The 20270-nt window shown below is 59.1% G+C and carries 1 protein-coding gene; it reads left to right on the forward strand.

Translation table 11 applies throughout. The annotated features are described in order from the left end of the window. The first annotated feature begins 159 nt into the window (after positions 1 to 159). Entirely contained in the window at positions 160 to 20208 is a 20049-nt protein-coding gene (locus RD1_RS07320; RefSeq protein ID WP_011567832.1) for a beta strand repeat-containing protein, read from the forward strand. The last annotated feature ends 62 nt before the right edge of the window (positions 20209 to 20270 follow it).

The following is a 20270-nucleotide window of genomic DNA, read 5'->3' on the forward strand; positions in this document are numbered from 1 at the left end:
ATGCCCGGCTTCAGTTAAAATTCCCGAGCCGAAAGCCCGGAAAATTGGTTGACAGAAAGTTAAGAGCGATAAACTCTGTTTACCAATTCGGGGCTGTTTTCATGCTCCATCAGGTTTTTATGTCCGCATTTTAGCGGTCCAAATTTTTAAGAGGGTCCCATGAATTCTCCTTTGACGCCAGAACAACTTGTCAACAGCTTTACCGTCGGAAATCAGAACGAAGCACGGGTCGCAACACTGGCCGATGGCAGCTATGTGATAGCTTGGGTGTCGGCGGGTCAGGACGGGGATCAGGACGGTATATTCGCGCAAAGGTTCTCGGCGCAGGGTGAGCGCATCGGCGCGCAGACCGTTGTCAACGACACAGCCATCGAGATTCAGCGCGACCCGTCGATTGCGGCAACGGATGACGGCGGGTTCGTGATCGTCTGGGAATCCCGCAATCAGGATACGCCGGGCTCCTTTGACTTTGGCATCTATGGACAGCGCTTTGCGGCGGATGGGTCCAAAGCGGGCGGCGAGTTTCAGGTCAATGCGGTGAACATAGCTGCGACGCAGTTTGATCCTGAGGTCGCAGGCGTGCCCGGTGGTGGCTTTGCCGTCGCCTTCTCGGATGATCTCGGCGATGGCAACAGCGATGGCATCCGCGTGCGTTTCTATGATGCTGCGGGCGCGCCGCTTGGCGATGACGTGCAGGTTAATTCGGAAATATCGTCAAATCAGGGGGAGGTCTCGATCGCTGCCGTCGCGCCAAGTGGTGGCGCTAATGGGCTTGCCGCTGGCGGCATCGTTGTCACCTGGACCAGTCCTGCGTCCGGCACAGCGGGCGATGGATCAAGTCAAGGCGTTTTTGCACAGCTTTATGAACCGAACGGCACCGCGATCGGCAGCGAGTTTCTGGTCAATACGACAACAGCGGGCGCGCAGCAGGATTCTGCCGTCTCAGGGCTGGACGGTGGCCGGTTTGTGGTCGTCTGGGAAGACACCAGTGCGGCGGATGGCAGCGGCTTCGGTATCTTCGGGCAGGTCTTTGAGGGGGATGGCACGGCCGTAGGCAGCGAATTCCAGGTCAATATCGAGACTTCTTCGTCACAATATGATCCGGAGGTCACCTCGACAAGAGACGGCGGTTTCGTGGTCACATGGACATCCGCAACCAGCGTCACTGCTGGCGACGGCAGCGGTGACGGCGTTTTCGCCCGACGTTTCGACGTCGATGGTGTCGCCGTGTCGGGTGAGATCCTGTTGAACGAAGAGACAAGCGGGTCCCAGACGCAGAGCGATATTTCGGCCCTTGCCAATGGCGATTTCGTGTCCGTCTGGACCTCTGATACGTCTGGTGACGCGGGTGACGGGGCGGGGCAGGGTGTGTTCCAGCGCATCTTTGGAGAGGAGCTGACATTCTCGGCGCCCTCGGCACGGCCTCTGGTCGAAGCCTTTTCCGTGACGCGGACGTTTTCCGAAGCAGATGTGAACGCCGCGCCACAGCGCCTTGATGCAGAAGGTGCAGTTGCATTTTCCGATGCGGATTCGATGAATTTCGCGGGGGGTCGGATTGTCCTGTCTACCATCGGGCAGTCTTTGTCCGAAGATGGCTTTGCCGATCAGGATGCTGATGCCCAGTTGCAATTGGGGTTGGACGCGACCGGGCTTGTCGCGCTCAACGGTGCAAATGTGTCGGTCGGCGGAACGCTGGTCGGCAGTATCAGCAGCGATGGCACCGACGGTTCACCTTTGATTATTGATCTGAATGCTGCGGCTGACGCTGCGGCGGTCGAGGTGCTGCTAGAGCAGTTGACCTTTGGTATTGTGTCTGATGATCCGCGCGAACAGACGACGCTTGAGCTCCTCGTCGAAGATGGGGATGGCGCGACATCCGATCCCGTTTTGATCAGCGTTGAGGTGACGCCGGACGCCGATATCGATGGGTTTGTCGGAACCGAGCGGCAGGTCAATACAGTCACGGTTTCAAGCCAGTCGGATTCCGCGATCGCAGGTCTGGCGGATGGTGGATATATCTCCGTCTGGACGTCACAGAATCAGGATAACTCCGGCGATAATGACTTCGGCGTTTTTGCGCAGCGTTATGATGCGGCGGGTGGCGCAGTGGGGCCGGAATTTCAGGTGAATACGACAGTTACCTCGTCGCAGTTTGACGCGGATGTTGCTGGCCTGAACGACGGCGGCTGGGTTATCGTCTGGGACGATGACACGATCTCGGGCGTGCGCCTCAATCGCTATGACGCGTCCGGTGCCCTTGTTGCCAGCGAGGTGCAGGTCGAGACGGAAACCTCAAGCAGTCAGTTCCAGCCGCAGGTCACGGGGCTCAGCAATGGCGGCTATGTGGTCACGTGGACTTCGGTGAATTCCGGTACGGCCGGGGATGGCAATTCAAACGGTGTCTTTGCGCAGTTGTTCAATGCGGCAGGTGCGCGTGTGGGCGGTGAAATTGCGGTCAATGAACAAACCATCAACGCACAGGATACCGCTGCGGTTTCGGCCCTCAGCGGAGGTCGTTTCGTTGTGGCCTGGGAGGAGAACGACGTTGCAAATGGCGATGGGTCGTCTTCATCCATTTCAGCACGTATTTTCGACAGCGCCGGCAGCCCGGAAGGTGGCGAATTCCAGGTCAATTCATTTACGAACAGTGCGCAAGCACTGCCCAAGGTCGCCACATTGGCCAATGGCGATTTCGTCGTTGTCTGGCGCTCTGAGGGTCAGGATTTCAGTTCCGGCGGGATTTACTATCAGCGCTTCAGCGATACCGGGGTCGCAATCGGTGACGAAACCCGCGTGAATGATACCGTGGCCGGGGACCAGACCTTCCCGGATATCATCGCGCTGGATACCGGTGGCTTTGTCATCGGCTGGACGGATACCTCCGTGCCCGCGCCGGGCAATGGTCAGGAAGTGTTCGTGCAGGTGTTTGACGCCGATGGCACGCGGCTGGACAGTGAAACGTGGGTCAATACCGAGGTGTTGTCGACGCAGAACGAGATTGCGTTGGCCGCCCTGCCCAATGGAAACTACGTGGTGCAGTGGACATCCGAGACCTCTGGCACGGCCGGGGACGGGAGCAGCCGCGGTGTTTTCCAGCAGATCATCGGAGACCCTGCCGAAATCGCGCAGTCTGCCGCGCCCGTGCTGCAAGGGCTGCCGCAGATCATCGAGATAGACGAAGACGCTGCAAACATCGGCAGCCAGCTTGTTCTGACGGGTGGTCTGTCTTTGACCGATGCGGATTCAGCGGACCTTGAAGGCGGTGTCATCCGCCTGAGCCGTGTCGTCACTGAACCGCTTGCCGACCGCTTTGGCGCGCCTGATGATCTGACGCAGGACTCGGTCTTTGTCGCCGTTGGGGGGGCTGTCACGCAAACCGGCGCAACCCTGCGCGTTGACGGTGTGGCGGTTGCGAGCGTTGCTTCGGATGGGCTGAATGGGGCTGATCTGGAGCTGGATTTGCTTGCCGGTGCAACGCCGGATCGGGTTCAGACGCTGTTGAATGCGCTGTCTTACCAGACGGACTCTGATAACCCGCGGGATTCACGGACCTATTCGCTGTTGATCGAGGATGGTGATGGTGGTTTGACCCAGCCGCGTTCACTGGAAATCCGGATCAACCAAGTCGCTGAGGCGGGCGCACCGGTGCCTGTGGGACCCGAGGGCCGGGTGAACAGTTTTGTCGCAAACGCACAGGATGAGCAGGAAGTGGCCGCGCTGACGGATGGCGGCTGGGTTGTTGTCTGGAATTCCGAAGCGCAGGACGAAAGCGGTGAAGGCGTCTTTGGCCAGCGGTATAATTCCGAAGGGGTGCGCGTTGGCGGTGAATTTCAGATCAACACGTTGACTTTAGGCGATCAGGCCGATCCTGTCGTGACCGGTCTGACGGACGGCGGTTGGGTTGTCGTCTGGGAGTCCGGCTTCCTCGATGTGCCGGAAAGCAGCGACTTCGGCATAATTTCGCAACGGTACGCGGCGGACGGCACGCCGGTTGGAGGCGAAACAGTTGTCAACACATCGGTGACATCCACGCAGTTCGACCCCGCCGTTGCCACCATCCCGACCGGCACACCGGGCTTTGCGAATGGCGGGTATGTCGTTGTCTACACGTCCGACATTGGGGACGGCTCTGCGGATGCTGTCCTGATGCAACGCTTTGCCACAGACGGCACGCCTGTCGGGGGCGAGATCGTTGCAAATACGACATCCTCCGGCAATCAGGGCACGGCAGATGTGGCCGTTCTGACCGATGGCAGCATTGCAGTAACCTATTTCTCTGGCGGCACGGCCTTCGTGCGGGTGTTCAATCCCGATGGCACCGAAGCTGTGGCCGAAGCACAGGTCGGGGTGACGTCAAGCAGCACGTTCGGGGCGGCAATTGCAGCCACGGCGGATGGCGGTTTTGTCATTGCATGTACAGATACGAGCGGTCTTGATGGGTCAGGTCAGGGTATTGCTGCGCAACGGTATGACGCGTCTGGTGCGCCCGCAGGCGATGTTTTCATCGTCAATGACAGCGTTTCCAGCACCCAAAGCGAAGCCGATGTGATCGGGCTGGATGATGGCACGTTCGTCATCGCGTGGCGTAATTTTTCCGGTAATGCGGATGCGAGCGGTGATGCGGTGCTCGCACAGCGCTATTCGGCCACGGGCGAACGGCTCGATGGGGAATTCCTGCTCAATCAGGAAACTTTTGTCAGCAGCCAGTTTTCGCCCAAGCTCGCCCCCTTGCCGGGTGGTAATTTCGTCGCGACATTTTCGTCGGTCACATCCGGCGCGTCGGGTGATGGCAGCAGCAATGGTGTTTTCCAGCAGGTTTATGGCAATCCGGCAGATTTCACCCCGGGCGCGGCGCCTGTCCTTCAGGGCTTTTCCGACACTGCGACTTTTGATGAAGCGGATGTCAACGCAGGGCTGCAACGTTTGGACGCTGACGCGACTGTTGCTTTTGGGGATGCGGATTCGAATGACTTTGACGGGGGCGTGCTCACGCTCGCGGTGGCGCGGACTTTTGATGCTATCGAACAGCTCAATCCCGGCGATGATGATGCGCAGGACCAGCTTGGACTTGTGGCCGGAGACGTGGGCAATGGTGATGTTCAATTCTCCGGGCTGGACACCGGCGACACGGTAACAGTGGACGGCACAACCGTCGGCACCATTACAAACAGCGGGTCTGTATTTGCGATTACGCTGAATGCGAATGCGACCAGTGAAGCGGTCGAGGCCCTGCTGGGCAACCTTGCCTACGGCAATGGCTCGGATGCGCCAGCGGCAGCGCGACGCTTGAGCGTGGACCTCACCGATGGGGATGGGCAAAGTACACCGACACAGTTGATCGAAGTCACCGTCGTGCCCGAGACGGATTCCACGCTTGTCGCCAGTGATGAACGTCGTGTGAACGCGCAAACAGAAAACAATCAGGACAATGCGCAGGTCGCTGAACTGACGGGTGGCGGCATCGTCGTGGTCTGGCAGTCTACCAATCAGGACAACAACGGCGATTTCAACACCGGCGTATTCGCCCAGTTGTATGATGCGAACGGGATACCTTCAGGCCCTGAATTCCTGGTGAATGACATCACCGAAAACGCGCAGAGCGCACCCACCGTGACGGCAACGGCCGACGGCGGCTTCGTCGTTGCGTGGCAATCGACCAATCAGGACAATCCCGGCGATTTCGACACAGGCATTGTGGCACAGCGCTATGATGCAAATGGCGTCGAACAAGGCGCTGAAATCATTGTAAATACAGCCGTGGCGTTTTCCCAGTTTTCACCTGCGGTCGCAGCCTTTGCTGACGGTGGATTTGTCGCCACTTATGTGTCGGATGAAGGCGATGGCAATCAGGACGCGATCCTCAGTCAGCGATTTGACGCAAGTGGTGTTGCCGTCGGTGCCGAAACCACGGTGAACACAGCGACGGTGTCGGGCAATCAGTCGCAACCCGATGTTGCGACGCTTGTGGACACCAACGGCAACAACGCAGGCCATGTGGTCGTGTTTACATCCTTTGCCAGCGGTTCCGAAGGGGACGGCGCGCGCAATGGTGTCTTCGCGCAGCGTTTTGACGCAAACGGCGCCGCAGCGGGTACGCAGTTTCAGGTTAACACGACAACCCTTGATGATCAGTCACAGCCGGCTGTGATTGGTTTGAATGGCGGTGGTTTTGTCGTCGTCTGGACAGATGACCTGCTGGACGGGTCTGCTGGTGGTATCTTTGCACAACGCTATGACGTAAATGGCGCTGCCGTTGGCGGTGAATTCCGCGTCAATACGGACCGGCTCAATAGCGAAAGTGATGCGGACATCACGGCCCTGAGTGATGGGGGCTTCCTGGTCAGCTGGACCGCGGGCAGCAATCAGGATGGCAGCGGCGATGGTGTTTTCGGGCAACGTTTTGACGCCAATGGTGACCGCATAGACGGTGAAATCCAGCTGAACGTTGAGACATCATCGCAGCAATTCCAATCCGCCGTTACATCTTTCAACGATGGTTTTGCGGCGGTCTGGTCCTCCTTCAACAGCGGCGGCGCGGGCGATGGATCTAGCCTTGGCGTTTCGTTGCGAACATTTGAATCCGCACCGAGCGCGAACAACTCTCCTGTGCTTGAAGACGTTGAGCGGGATGTTCAGCTGTTTGCGGATGACATTGTAGGTGGTGCGCAAATTCTGGATGACGCAATCGGGTTTTCTGACCCTGACAACGCCAATTTCAACGGTGGCGCTCTTGAGGTCTATTACACGTCGGGCAGGACCGCGAGCGATCAGCTGAGCATCGCGACGGATGGCGTCGTGACGATTTCGGGCAGCACGATCAGTATCAATGGCACGGCCATCGGGACCATTGCTGCGGCGCAAAACGGCGTCAACGGGGAATCCTTGCGGATTGATTTCAACGCGGCGGCGGATGCGGCAGCGGTCAAAACGATCATGGAGCATTTGGCCTATGGTTCCACCGATACCGCCGTGAACCTCCAGTTCACCAACCGCGGCATCGGGTTCACCGTGACGGACGGGAATGGCGGTCAGACTGAGCCGGATTCGATCTACGTCCGGATCTCGCCCGGATCCTCAACGGCTACCGGGCTGGCACTGGATGATTTTGCAGACCCTGAGAACGAGGCGACGCAGCTTGACGATGCGCCCGCGCGCAGTGAGGCGGCATTGTTTGCTGCACCGCAACTCATTGATGCAGATATCGACTTTGATGATCTGGCAGGCACGAGCTTTGACGGTGGCTTTTTGTCGATTTCGGAAGTGTTCAACTCTTCGGCGAACAAGCAGATATCAATTCAAGATCAAGGCACTGGTGCGGGCGAGATCGGCTTTGACGGGACAAATGTGTCTTACGAAGGGACGGTCATCGGTACGGTCAACGCGACATCGAACGGTGTTGACGGGGCGACACTGCGGGTCGATCTGAATGCAAATGCATCCGAAGCCGGGATCGAAGCCCTTGCCGAAGCGCTGACATTTGGCATCACCGGCGGGCTGAGCAGCACAAACCGCCTCGGCTTTGACCTCGCAATCGGCAATCAGGCGGGGAACCAGACGCCGTTCACCCGCATGGAGCAAGAGCTTATCCGCGATCTGGTGACGATTGACACCGGCCTTGCGGAGGAATCGCAGGTGAATTCCTTCACTGCCAGCACGCAGCAGGCCCCGCGCATCGCGGAGTTGAGCGATGGTGGCTACATCGTCGTCTGGAATTCAACGCAGCAAGACAACCCCGCCTCGGGCAATCGCGGTATCTTTGCGCAAAAGTTCAATGAACAAGGCCAGCAGGTCGGCGTTGAATTTCAGGTGAACGATATCGCTTTCGGTGATCAGATCCAGCCGCGGGCCGAGGGACTGTCCAATGGGACGTTCGTTTTGCTTTGGAACGATAACACCGGGCGGGATGGCAGCGGGCAGGGCGTCTTTGCCCAGGTTTATCAGAATGACGGCACGGAGGTCGGCTCCGCCTTTCAGGTGAACGAAGAGTTTTCATCGACACAAAACCAACCGGAGGCGGTCGACCTTGGTGCTGGTCGCTTCATGGTTGTCTGGACCTCAACTGCCTCTGGCTCTGCGGGTGACGGCAGCGGCAATGGCGTGTTCGGGCGTGTTTTCGATGCATCCGGTGCGCCGGAAGGCGGCGAGTTCCAGATCAACTCCACGACGTCTGGCGCGCAGCAACGCGCGCAGGTCACCTTGCTGGACAATGGCGATGTCATGGTCGTCTGGGAAGAACAGGGCGGCAGCGATGGCTCGTCCATCGGGATTTTTGCACAGCGTGTGGATACAAGCGGCCAGTTGGTTTCCTTTGACGGAACGCTTGCCGGTGCCGATGAGCAGCAGATCAACACCACAACGGCAGGCAGCCAGTCGCGCCCGGACGTGGCCGTTCTGGGCTCTAGTGCAACATTGCCAAACGGTGGGTTTATCGTCGTATGGCAAAGCGATGACGGGAGCAGCGATGGCATCTTCGGTCAGGTGTATGACAGCAGTGGCGCGGCACAGGGCGCTGAATTCCAGGTCAACACATCGACAATCTCAACGCAGGCTGATCCTGTTGTGGTGGGAACGCCGGGCGGCGGCTTTACCGTTGCATGGTCAGATTCCAGCGGTGTTGACGGGTCCGGTACCGGTGTCGTTGCACAGCGTTTCAACGCGGATGGCTCTTTCGACGGCAATGCATTCGTGGTGAATGAAGAGGTTTCATCCACGCAAAGCCAACCAGACCTCGCCGTGTTGAACAATGGCACACTGGCCGCCGTTTGGGCCTCGCAGACCTCTGGCTCAGCCGGAGATGGTTCAGGCGTAGGTGTGTTCCAGGCGTTGTTTGACCAACCGGCGCTTCCAGCGGGGGCGATGGCACCGGTCTTGGCAGGTGTCGAGGACACGGCGCGTTTTGAGGAAAACACCGTAAATGCGGCCCCTCAACTGCTGAATCAGGATGGCGCGCTGTCCCTGACCGATTTGGATTCAACCGATTTTGATGGCGGCAGCATCCTTGTGCAGCGCATCGTGGGCAGCAGCCTCAATGAGGAACAACTGCGCGGCCCCGGCGAAGGCATTGCGCAAGACCTGCTGGGTGTTCTGGACGGCAATGGCGTCAGCGTTTCCGGAACGCAGGTCTCGGTTAACGGCAGCGTCATCGGGACGATCGTGCAAGACGGCAGTGGGGGCAACCCGCTGCAAATCGCGCTCAGCAGCGCATCAGCCACACCCGAGGCGGTGGAGTCGATCATCGCGCAGTTGTCCTATCAGAACCTGTCGGACAACCCGCTTGAATCGCGCCAGGTCGCTGTGCAGGTTACGGATGGTGATGGCGGCTCAACCGGATCGCAAATCATTGACATTATTGTAAATAGTGAAGTCGACAGCACAGTTCTGCCGCAGGGTGACGAAGAACAGGTCAATACATTCGTGGCCGGCAGCCAGAATGATGCCGCCACATCGGAGATCTACGATTCCTCCGGTGCGCAGATCGGATATGTGGTCGTCTGGGTCAGTGCGGATCAGGACCGTGTGCAAGATGCCAACGCCGGGATCTTTGGCCAGCGTTATGATCTGAACGGTGATCCGGTTGGTGGTGAATTCCAGATCAACCTGCATACCGAATTCGCGCAAACCGATCCTACAGTCACCGGCCTGCCCACAGGCGGTTTTGTCGTCGGGTGGAGCGATAACAGCTTTGCGAATCCGGCTGGTATCGCGGCTGGTGAAATCAGCAGTGGCACCTTTGCGCAGGTTTATGATGAAAACGGCGCCAAGGTCGGCGGTGAGTTCCTTGTCAACGACATCACCAGCAGCACGCAAAACCAGCTTGATCTTGCTGCGCAATCGGACGGTACGATCGTTGCGGTTTTCTCTGACTCGGGCAGTGCGGATGGCAGTGGCGTCGGCGTATTCCTGCGGCAGTTTGATGCGAGCGGCACGCCTTTGGGCGCGTCTGTTCAGGTCAATGAAGAGTTTTCATCCACGCAAAGCGACGCCTCCGTCGCCATTCTGAGCGGCGGTCGGATCGTTGTGACATGGACGTCTTTCACCTCTGGCACGGCTGGCGACGGCAGCGCAAACGGCGTTTTCGCGCGTCTTTTCGAGGCAGATGGCACAGCGGTTGGCGGGGAATTCCAGGTCAATTCCGCAACGTCCAGCAATCAGGATGCCGCCCGCGTCGCAGCGCTTGCGGATGGCTCCTTTGTGGTGGTCTGGGATGACGACAGCGGTGTGGACGGCAGCTCCACCGGCGTCCAGATGCAGCGCTTTGACGCAAATGGGGTGGCAATCGGTGGCGAGACGCTGGTCAACGAAACCACCGTGAATGCGCAGTTTGATCCCTATGTCATCGCGCTCGATACGGGCGGCTGGGTCGTGGCCTGGTCGGACAACGGCGGGACCGACGGCAGCGGAAACGGCGTGTTTGGCCAAATCTATGCAGCAGACGGCAGCCGCATCGACGGTGAGTTCCAGTTGAACACCGAATTCAGTTCCACGCAGAGTGAAGCACGTCTGGTGGCATTGCCAAATGGCGGCTTCACCGCCGTTTGGACCTCGGTCACCTCGGGCACGGCGGGCGATGGGAACAGCAACGGCATTTTCCAACAGGTCTTTGCCAATGCGGGCACGGTGCAGATTTCCGAAAACCCGGTTCTGGTCGCGCTGGACGCCAGTGTCACGCTTGATGAGGCGGATGTGAACGCGTCGGGTCAGTTGTTTGCGACTGCCGTTGGGTTGGGCGACGCGGATTCCGCTGATTTTGACGGTGGCGCGCTGACGGTTTCGATGGTTGTCAATGATGTGATCCAATCGCAGTTCGCGGCACCGGATGATGCATCCCAGGACAACCTCGGCTTTGATACAAGCGGCGCTGTGTCGATTTCCGGCACGACGCTTTCGGTTGACGGGACCGCGATCGGGACAATCACATCCGACGGTGCGGATGGCGCCGAACTGGTGGTGCAACTGAACGCTGCGGCGACGCAGGAACGGGTTCAGGAGGCGATTCGCTCTCTGACCTATGCGAATTCTTCGGATGATCCGGAAACGTCGCGGCTTGTATCCATTCAGGTCAATGATGGCGACGGCGGGCATGTGCGCGATGTGGTGCAGATCAACATCACGCCGGAAACCGACGGTGCCGTTCCGGTCGGCGATGAGGTTCAGACGAACTCCTTCACGACAAACAGTCAAGCCGACAGCAAGGTCGCATCGCTTGCTGACGGGGGATACGTTATCGTATGGTCCTCCACCAATCAGGATGCGACAGGCGATAACGATTTCGGTGTTTTTGCCCAGCGGTATGACGCTTCAGGTGCACCGGTCGGTGGTGAAATTCAGGTCAACACAAATGCGGCTTTTGCGCAAAACAACCCGGATGTGGTCGGTCTGTCCACGGGTGGTTTTGTCGTCGCCTGGGAGGATAGCTCCGGCCTGATCGGTGTCGATGGTGACGAAGAAATCGCGATTCAGGTGTTTGACGTCAATGGTCAGCCTGTTGGCGGCGAAATCGCCGTGGCCAGCACGACCCATTTCGATGCAGATGCCCCGGCACTTGCGGCCTTTGACAACGGTGATTTTGTCCTTGTCCGCAACGGCCGTGAATCAACCAGCCCGTTCATCGACGAAATTTATGTGCAGCGTTACAACGATCAGGGGGGTGCGGTCGGCAGTGAAACCGTGATCGCCCCACTCGGGTCTTCCAGTGCGGTCGCACCAGATGTCGCGGTACAATCGGACGGTACATATGTCGTCGTCTTTACCGCGACAAACGTGGATAATCCGGGCGATAACGACGCTGGTGTCTTCATGCAGCGTTATGCCGCTGACGACAGTCAGATTGGTGGGCCGGTGCAGGTCAACACGACCGAGCGGTTCTCGCAGTTCGCGCCAAAGGTTGCCGCAACTGAGGATGGCGGCTATGTCGTCGTCTTTGAATCGGATGTGGCGGATGATTTCGGCTTCACCACATCCGCCGGGATCTACGCACAGCGTTTTGACGGGTTCGGCAACCGCGTGGGCGAGGAGTTCCTTGTCAACGAAGTGGTTGATAGCGTCCAATCCGCGCCCGATGTGATTGCCATTTCCGGTGGCGGGTTTGCGATCACCTACTCCGACGGCAACAATACTGACGGCAGCGGCACCGGCGTGTTCGTGCAGCAGTACGATGCGCAGGGAAACCGGATTGATGGTGCGTTGCAGGTCAATCAGGAATTCAGTTCCACGCAAAACGAAGCCTCCATCGCGGCGCTGCCGGGCGGAAATTTTGTCGTGTCCTTTACCTCGCAAACCAGCGGCACCGCGGGTGACGGGAGCAGTGCCGGCGTATTCCATCGCATCATCGGGGACCCTGCGGATTTTGCCAGTGGGGGCGATCCGGTGGTTGAGGGGATCAACCGCGAGGTCACATACCTCGAAAACACGCTGAATGGCGTGCCGCAACTGATTGATGCGGATGGTGCTGCGGCGGTTTCCGATCCGGACTCAGCGGACTTTGATGGCGGGTCCATTCTTGTTTCGAACCTGATTTCTTCGGCGCCGTTGATCGATCAGATCAATGCACCGGATGATCTGACGCAGGACCAGCTTGGCCTGCGTCAGACGTCACAGATCACGATTGCAGGAACGGCGGTGTCGGTGGATGGCACCCAAGTGGCTCAGATCATTCAGAACGGGCAGGACGGCACACCGTTTGAATTGCGCCTGAATGCCAATGCGACAGCCGAGATCGTGGAACTTTTGGTTGAAAACCTGACCTATCGCAACATCTCGGATGATCCGTTGCCGACGCGGGACCTGCGCATTCAGGTGACCGATGGCGATGGCGGCGCGTCAGAGCCGCAGGTCGTCACGATCACCATCACGCCAACGCCGGATTCTGCGCAACCCGTGGGTAGCGAGCAGATCGTGAACACGACTGATACCGGAAGCGAGGATGACCCTGAGATCGTGACCCTGCCGGGGACCGGGGGCGATTTCATCGTCACATGGACAAGCTTTGGGACGGATGGCAGCCGAGAGGGCATCTTTGGCCAACGCTTTGACGTGAACGGCAACAAGCTGGCACGCGACGGGACGGGTCTCGCCTCAGGTGCAAGCGATGAGTTCCAGATCAATACGACAACGGCACAGGATCAGTCGTTGCAGGAAATCGCCGCCTTCTCCAACGGAGGCTGGGTTGTTGTATGGGTGGACGACACGCTGGACGGAAGTGGCAGCGGCATCGTCGCGCAGGTCTTCAACCCTGACGGCACGCTGAATGGCAGCGAGTTTGTTGCAAACGATCTGGTGAGCAGCACGCAGACCAACCCGGACATTGCCGTATTGAATGATGATACATTTGTAATCACGTGGGAATCCGCGAATTCAGGCGGCGCGGGTGATGGCAACGGCAGCGGCATCGTCGCGCGGCATTTCCAGGCGGATGGTACGCCCATCGGCGGCCAGTTTGTCGTGAACACGGAAACGGTCAGCACGCAGTCGGCCCCTGCGGTCACTGAACTGAACGATGGTGGCTTCCTTGTTACTTGGCAGTCGTTCTCCAGTGCCGGAACTGCGGACGGTGACAGCTTTGGTATTTTCGCACAGCGCTATGATGCCAGCGCGGCACCTGTCGGTGCAGAGTTCCAGGTCAATACCGCGACGCGGCGCGACCAGACGGACGCCGAGGTAACGGTTCTGAGCGACGGTAATGTCGTGGTGACATGGACAGATTCAGTCGCGGACCTGAGCGGGACGGGCATTTACGCCACGATCATCGCCCCTGACGGTACACCGCTGGTGGATGAGTTCCGCGTCAACGACCAGCGCTTTACCACGCAGAACGATCCCGTGGTTGCGGCACTGGACAATGGCGATTTCGTGATCGCATGGGTTGATCACGCCGGAACGGATGGATCGGGTCAGGGCGTGTTCGCGCAGCAATACGACTCCAGTGGTGCGCGCGTCGACAGCCAATTCCAGGTCAACACAACAACAAGCGGGTCGCAGAACCAGCCTGATATCGCCGGTCTGCCCGGTGGTGGTTTTGTGATCACATGGAACGGGTCGGTTTTGATCCAGATCTATGGCAATGATGCACCGTCGATTTCGCCGGTATCTGCCAATGGCGACGAAGATACGGCGATCGTATTGGATGCCGCGATCTTTGAAGCAGGCTTTGTTGACCCCAACGGCAACACGCTGGAAGAAATCCGCATCGAAACCTTCCCGGTGAATGGCGCATTGGCGTTGAATGGTGTTCCCGTGATTGCGGGTCAGATCGTGTCCCGAGCGGATTTGCTGGCGGGTAATCTGATTTACACCGGTAATCAGGATTTCAATGGCCTTGACAGCTTCCTGTGGACGGGTTCTGACGGGATTGCCTTCTCGCAAGATCCGCCTGTTGCTGCGAATATTACCGTCGACCCGGTCAATGATGCCCCCGGTCTGGAGGCCGGTGCAGATACGAGTGTCGGTGAAGGCGCAAACCTGAACCGGACCCTGACGCTGACGGACCCGGATACGGATTCGCGTTCTTTCACGGTGGCTTATGGCGACGGTTCGCCGCTTGCGACGTTCACCACGTCGTCGCTGTCTCCTGTGCTCAACCATGTTTTCGCGGGCGAAGGCACCTTCACCGTCACGGTGACGGTGGATGACAATGCGGGTGAGGCAAATTCGGTTGAGACTGATACATTCGAAGTGACGGTTGTGAATGCCAACCCGAATGCCACGAATGACTTTGTCAATGTCAACGAAGACGGCCCCGCATTGACTGGCAACGCCCTGACCAACGACAGTGATCCGGGCGGGGATGCGCTGACGGTCAGTGCGGTGAACGGTGTTGCGGCAAACGTCGGGCAGCAGATCACGCTGGCGTCCGGTGCGCTGGTGACACTGAATGCCGATGGCAGCTTTGACTATGATCCAAACGGTCAGTTCGAAGACCTCGCGGATTTCCAGACCACTTCCGATCAACTGTCTTACGAGATTTCGGACGGGGAAGGCGGCACGGATACGGCCACGGTCAACTTCTTTGTACGGGGTGAAAACGATGATCCCGATGCGGTTGATGATGCCTTTGCCGCCAATGACGACAACCCGATCTCAGGCAATGTGCTGAATGACAATGGCAGCGGCGCTGACAGCGATGTGGATGCGGTCAACACCCTCACTGTGTCCGAAGTCAACGGTCAGGCGGGCGATGTTGGCAATCAGATCACTCTGGCCTCTGGCGCGCTGCTGACGTTGAATGCGGACGGCACCTTTGATTATGATCCGAACGGGGCCTTTGGCACCGGCGGCACCGACAGCTTTGACTATACGCTTTCGGATGGACGCGGTGGCACAGACACGGCATCGGTGACGATTTCGATCAACGGCACCAACCCGCCACCTGTAGCGCGAGACGACAGTATCGCAGCCGACGAAGAGGTGACGGTAACTGGCGATGTTCTGGCCGATAACGGCAATGGCGCCGATAGCGATGCCGGTGGCGATCCGATCACCGTAACGCAAGTGAACGGCAGTGCCGCCAATGTGGGTGTTGCCGTGCTCCTGGCGGGTGGCGGGCAAGTCACCCTGCAAAGCAACGGTCAGTTCGGCTTTGACCCGAACAACGGCTATGAAGACCTCAGCGTCGGGGATACCGCGACCGAGACCTTCGAATACACGATCGAAGATGGCAATGGCGGCAGTGACACGGCGACCGTGACGCTGACGATTGCAGGTGTGAACGATGCGCCGCTTGGCGTAAACGACACGGTCAGCACGGATGAAGACAGCTCGACCTCCGGCAATGTCCTGAGCAATGATACCGATATCGATGCCAACGACACCCTTGTGGTCACCGAGGTTGGGGGATCGACCCTCGCGGTGGGCGTCGCCACCACAACCAGCGGCGGCGGCTCTGTCACATTGGGCTCGGATGGGCAATTCATCTATGATCCTGGCACGGCGTTCAACACGCTGAGCGTGGGGCAGACGGCGACGGATTCGATCAGCTACACGGTGGCGGATGGCAACGGCGGCAGTGCGACCGCAACCCTGTCGATTGTCGTGAACGGTGTAAATGACGCGCCGGTTGCAAATGACGATGCGCTGACGACCGGCGAAGACAGCACCCTGTTTGGCAACCTCACGGCGGACAATGGCAACGGGGCCGACAGCGATCCGGATGCCTCTGACGTGCCGTTTATCAGTGCGGTCAACGGGCAGGCGGCGGATATCGGTCAACAGATCACGCTGGCTTCCGGTGCTTTGCTGACCGTCAACGGATCGGGCACATTCAGCTATGATACCAATGGGGCGTTCGACACGCTGAACGCGGGCGAAACGGCCACCGACAGTTTTGTCTACACCTTGTCGGACGGAAACGGCGGCACGGATACGGCCACCGCGACCATCACGATCAACGGCGATGCCGATGCGCCGGTTGCGGTTGATGATGGTGCCGCGACGGATGAGGCCACGGCAGTCACTGGTGACGTGCTCGCCAATGACACGGATGCAAATGGCGACACGCTGCTGGTCAGCGCCCTCAATGGGGCGGCGGGCGACGTCGGTGTGCAGGTGGCGCTGGCCTCCGGGGCATTGTTGACGTTGAACGGTGACGGCACGTTCGACTACGACCCGAACGGACAGTTTGAAACCCTGTCTGCGGGCCAGTCGGGAACCGACACGTTTGACTACACGGTCTCTGACGGGAACGGGGGGACGGATACGGCAACGGTTACAATCGACATTGCCGGTCTGAACGATGCACCCGTCGCGCAGGGCGACTTCTTTACCACTAGCGAAGACGCCGGACTCGTCGGCCTTGACCTGTTTGCCAATAACGGCGGCGGGGTGGACAGCGACATTGATCAGCTGGACATGCTGGTTGTGACGCAGGTCGATGGGCAATCCGCAAATGTTGGCACGCAGGTCCAGCTGGCCTCGGGTGCTTTGCTGACGGTGAATGCCGATGGCACGGCTGATTATGACCCGAACGGTGCGTTCGAGTTCCTCGGCGTTGGCGCGACGGCGACGGACAGCTTCACCTATACCATCAGCGATGGGAACGGTGGCACCGACACGGCCACGGTCAGCATTGGCGTCACAGGCGTGAATGATGCCCCGGAGGCGGTGGATGACAGCCGTGGCGTGAGCGTCGATGGCGCGCTCAGCGGCAATGTGCTGGCCGACAATGGCAATGGCGCGGACAGTGATATCGACGGCGATACGCTTTCGGTGACCGCGCTGAACGGTTCGGCAGCGGCCCTTGGCGTCGCCACGACGCTCGCCTCCGGCGCCATCGTGACGCTGAACGCGGACGGAACGTTCGACTACGACCAGAACGGCAGCTTCAGCGGTCTGGGCGCGGGGACAACGGCGACGGACACGTTCGACTACACCATCAGCGACGGCAACGGCGGGACGGACACGGCGACAGTGACGATCACCATTGGCGGGTCGAACCTGCCACCCGTCGCGATTGCCGATGCCTTTGACACCGATGAGGATACGGCCTTTACCACCGGCTCGGTTCTGGCCAACGACGAGGATCCGAATACCGATCCTCTGTCCGTCACCGGCTTTGATGACACCACGACTGTTGGTATCGTCACGAATAACGGCGATGGCACGTTTGATTATAACCCGAACGGGCAATTCGAAACGCTTGGGGTTGGTGAAACGGCGGTGGATACATTCACCTATACGATCAGCGATGGCAATGGCGGCGTGGATAGCGCAACCGTCAGCATCACGATCAACGGCGTAAACGATGCGCCGGTGGCGGGCGATGATACGCTTGCTGTAACCGAAGATACTTCGGGATCGGTGATCGCTACCGCGAATGACACCGACATAGATGGTGACGATGTCGAGATCACATCGGTAGATGATCTCGCCACCATCGGTGCCGTGCTGGTCGAGGCGGATAATGACACCATCACCTACGACACCAATGGTCAGTTCGAAACACTTGCCCAAGGTGAAACCGCTTCAGACAGTTTCAGTTACACGGTGACGGATGGAAACGGCGGCACTGCCACTGCGACCGTCGATGTGAAGATCACGGGTGTGAATGACGGACCTGTTGCACAGGATGATACCGTATCCACGGATGAAGATACCGGTATCATCGGCGGCAATGTGCTTGCGGATAACGGCAACGGGGTCGACAACGATGTGGACAACGGCGCGGTTCTGAGCATCGCGGCTGTCAACGGGCAGGTGGGCGATGTCGGATCCCAGATCACGCTGGCCTCTGGCGCTTTGTTGACCCTCAACGCGGATGGTACGTTTGACTACGATCCAAACGGTGCCTTCGAGACGCTCGCGCTCGGAGATGTCGGCAGCGACAGTTTCACCTACACTCTGGCGGATGAGTTCGGCGCAACGGATGAGGCGACGGTCACCGTGTCAATCGACGGAGTGAATGATGCACCTGTTGCACAGGATGACAGCTTTGCGACGGATGAAGACACCGCCGTCAGTGGCAACATCCTGAACGATAACGGCAACGGCGCTGACAGCGACGTGGATGCCGGGGATACGCGGGTGGTGTCGGCCATCAACGGCAGTGCGGCGAGTGTCGGAGTGCAAATCACGCTGGCCTCGGGTGCTTTGCTGACGGTGAATGCCGATGGCACGGCTGATTATGACCCGAACGACGCGTTCGAGTTCCTCGGCGTTGGCGCGACGGCGACGGACAGCTTCACCTATACCATCAGCGATGGGAACGGTGGCACGGACACTGCCACGGTCAGCATTGGCGTGAGCGGCGTGAATGACGCACCGGATGCGGTGGATGACAGCCGTGGCGTGAGCGTCGATGGCGCGCTCAGCGGCAATGTGCTGGCCGACAATGGCAATGGCGCGGACAGTGATATCGACGGCGATACGCTTTCGGTGACCGCGCTGAACGGTTCGGCAGCGGCCCTTGGCGTCGCCACGACGCTCGCCTCCGGCGCCATCGTGACGCTGAACGCGGACGGAACGTTTGACTACGACCAGAACGGCAGCTTCAGCGGTCTGGGCGCAGGGACAACGGCGACGGACACGTTCGACTACACCATCAGCGACGGCAACGGCGGGACGGACACGGCGACGGTGACGATCACGATCAGCCCGGAGGGTGGTGATGTCACCGCAGGCAACGATGCATTCGTTGTGTCCGAGGGCGAATTGACGGCTGCTGGCCGTAGCCTGTTCCGGCTTGCGGCGATCGACGATCGGACCGACCTGCTCGAAAACGACATCGGCGCAGACAAGATCATCTCGGTCAATGGTGCGCCGATCAAGCCGGGCATTCTGTTTGCCGGTGACAATGGCGGTCAATTCCGTGTGTTCGAAGGCGGCGTTCTCGACTTCCAGAACCGGGGGGATCTGGTTGCGCCCGGTGATACAACTGGCTTTACTTACACGGTCAGTGATGGCAACGGCGGCACGGACACGGCGACGGTGACCCTGACAATCGGGCCCGACATTGCCGCGGATGATACTTTTGACATCACCGAGGGTGAGTTGAGCGATGCTGGCCGCAGCCTGTTCCGCCTTGGGGCGATCAATGACCAGACGGACCTGCTCGAAAACGACATCGGTGCGGACAAGATCATCTCGGTCAATGGCGAGCCGATCAAGCCGGGCATTCTGTTTGCCGGTGACAATGGTGGCCAATTCCGTGTCTATGAGGGGGGTGTGGTTGATTTCCAGAACCGTGGTGACTTCGTGGCTGCGGGGGAGTCCACCGGCTTCACCTACACGGTCAGCGATGGCAATGGCGGCACAGATACCGCGCGGGTGACCTTGAACGTCGGGCCTGACATTGCGGATGATGACGTCTTCATGGTGTCCGCGTTCGACCTCGACGATGCAGGCCGCAGCCTGTTCCGCCTTGGGGCGATCAATGACCAAACCGACCTGCTCGAAAACGACTTTGGTGCCGATGAAATCATCTTTGTGAACGGTGAGCCCATTGAACCGGGCATCCTCTTTGCTGGTGACAATGGCGGCGAGTTCCGGGTTTACCCGGGCGGGGTCGTTGATTTCCAGAACCGGGGCGATCTGGTTGGTCCGGGGGACACGACCGGCTTTACCTATACGGTCAGTGACGGAAATGGCGGGACCGATACGGCAAGGGTGACGTTGGAAGTGGGCTTGCTGGAAGATGACGGGCTGCTGCCAGGTTTCACTTCGGGCTCTGCGGTCACAACCTTCTTCAATGATGAGCTGGTGTTCATTGACGCATATTGATGACCGGGAATACGCTGGCGTTTAAGGCGTAAGGTTTGCGGGCTGTTTCAAAGCGTCACGCG

It is taken from the genome of Roseobacter denitrificans OCh 114, from assembly GCF_000014045.1.
Lineage (GTDB): Bacteria > Pseudomonadota > Alphaproteobacteria > Rhodobacterales > Rhodobacteraceae > Roseobacter > Roseobacter denitrificans.

Bases quoted from the DNA above. Each gene is read 5' to 3' on its own strand.
- RD1_RS07320 (WP_011567832.1), top strand. From the start codon at position 160: ATGAATTCTCCTTTGACGCCAGAACAACTTGTCAACAGCTTTACCGTC.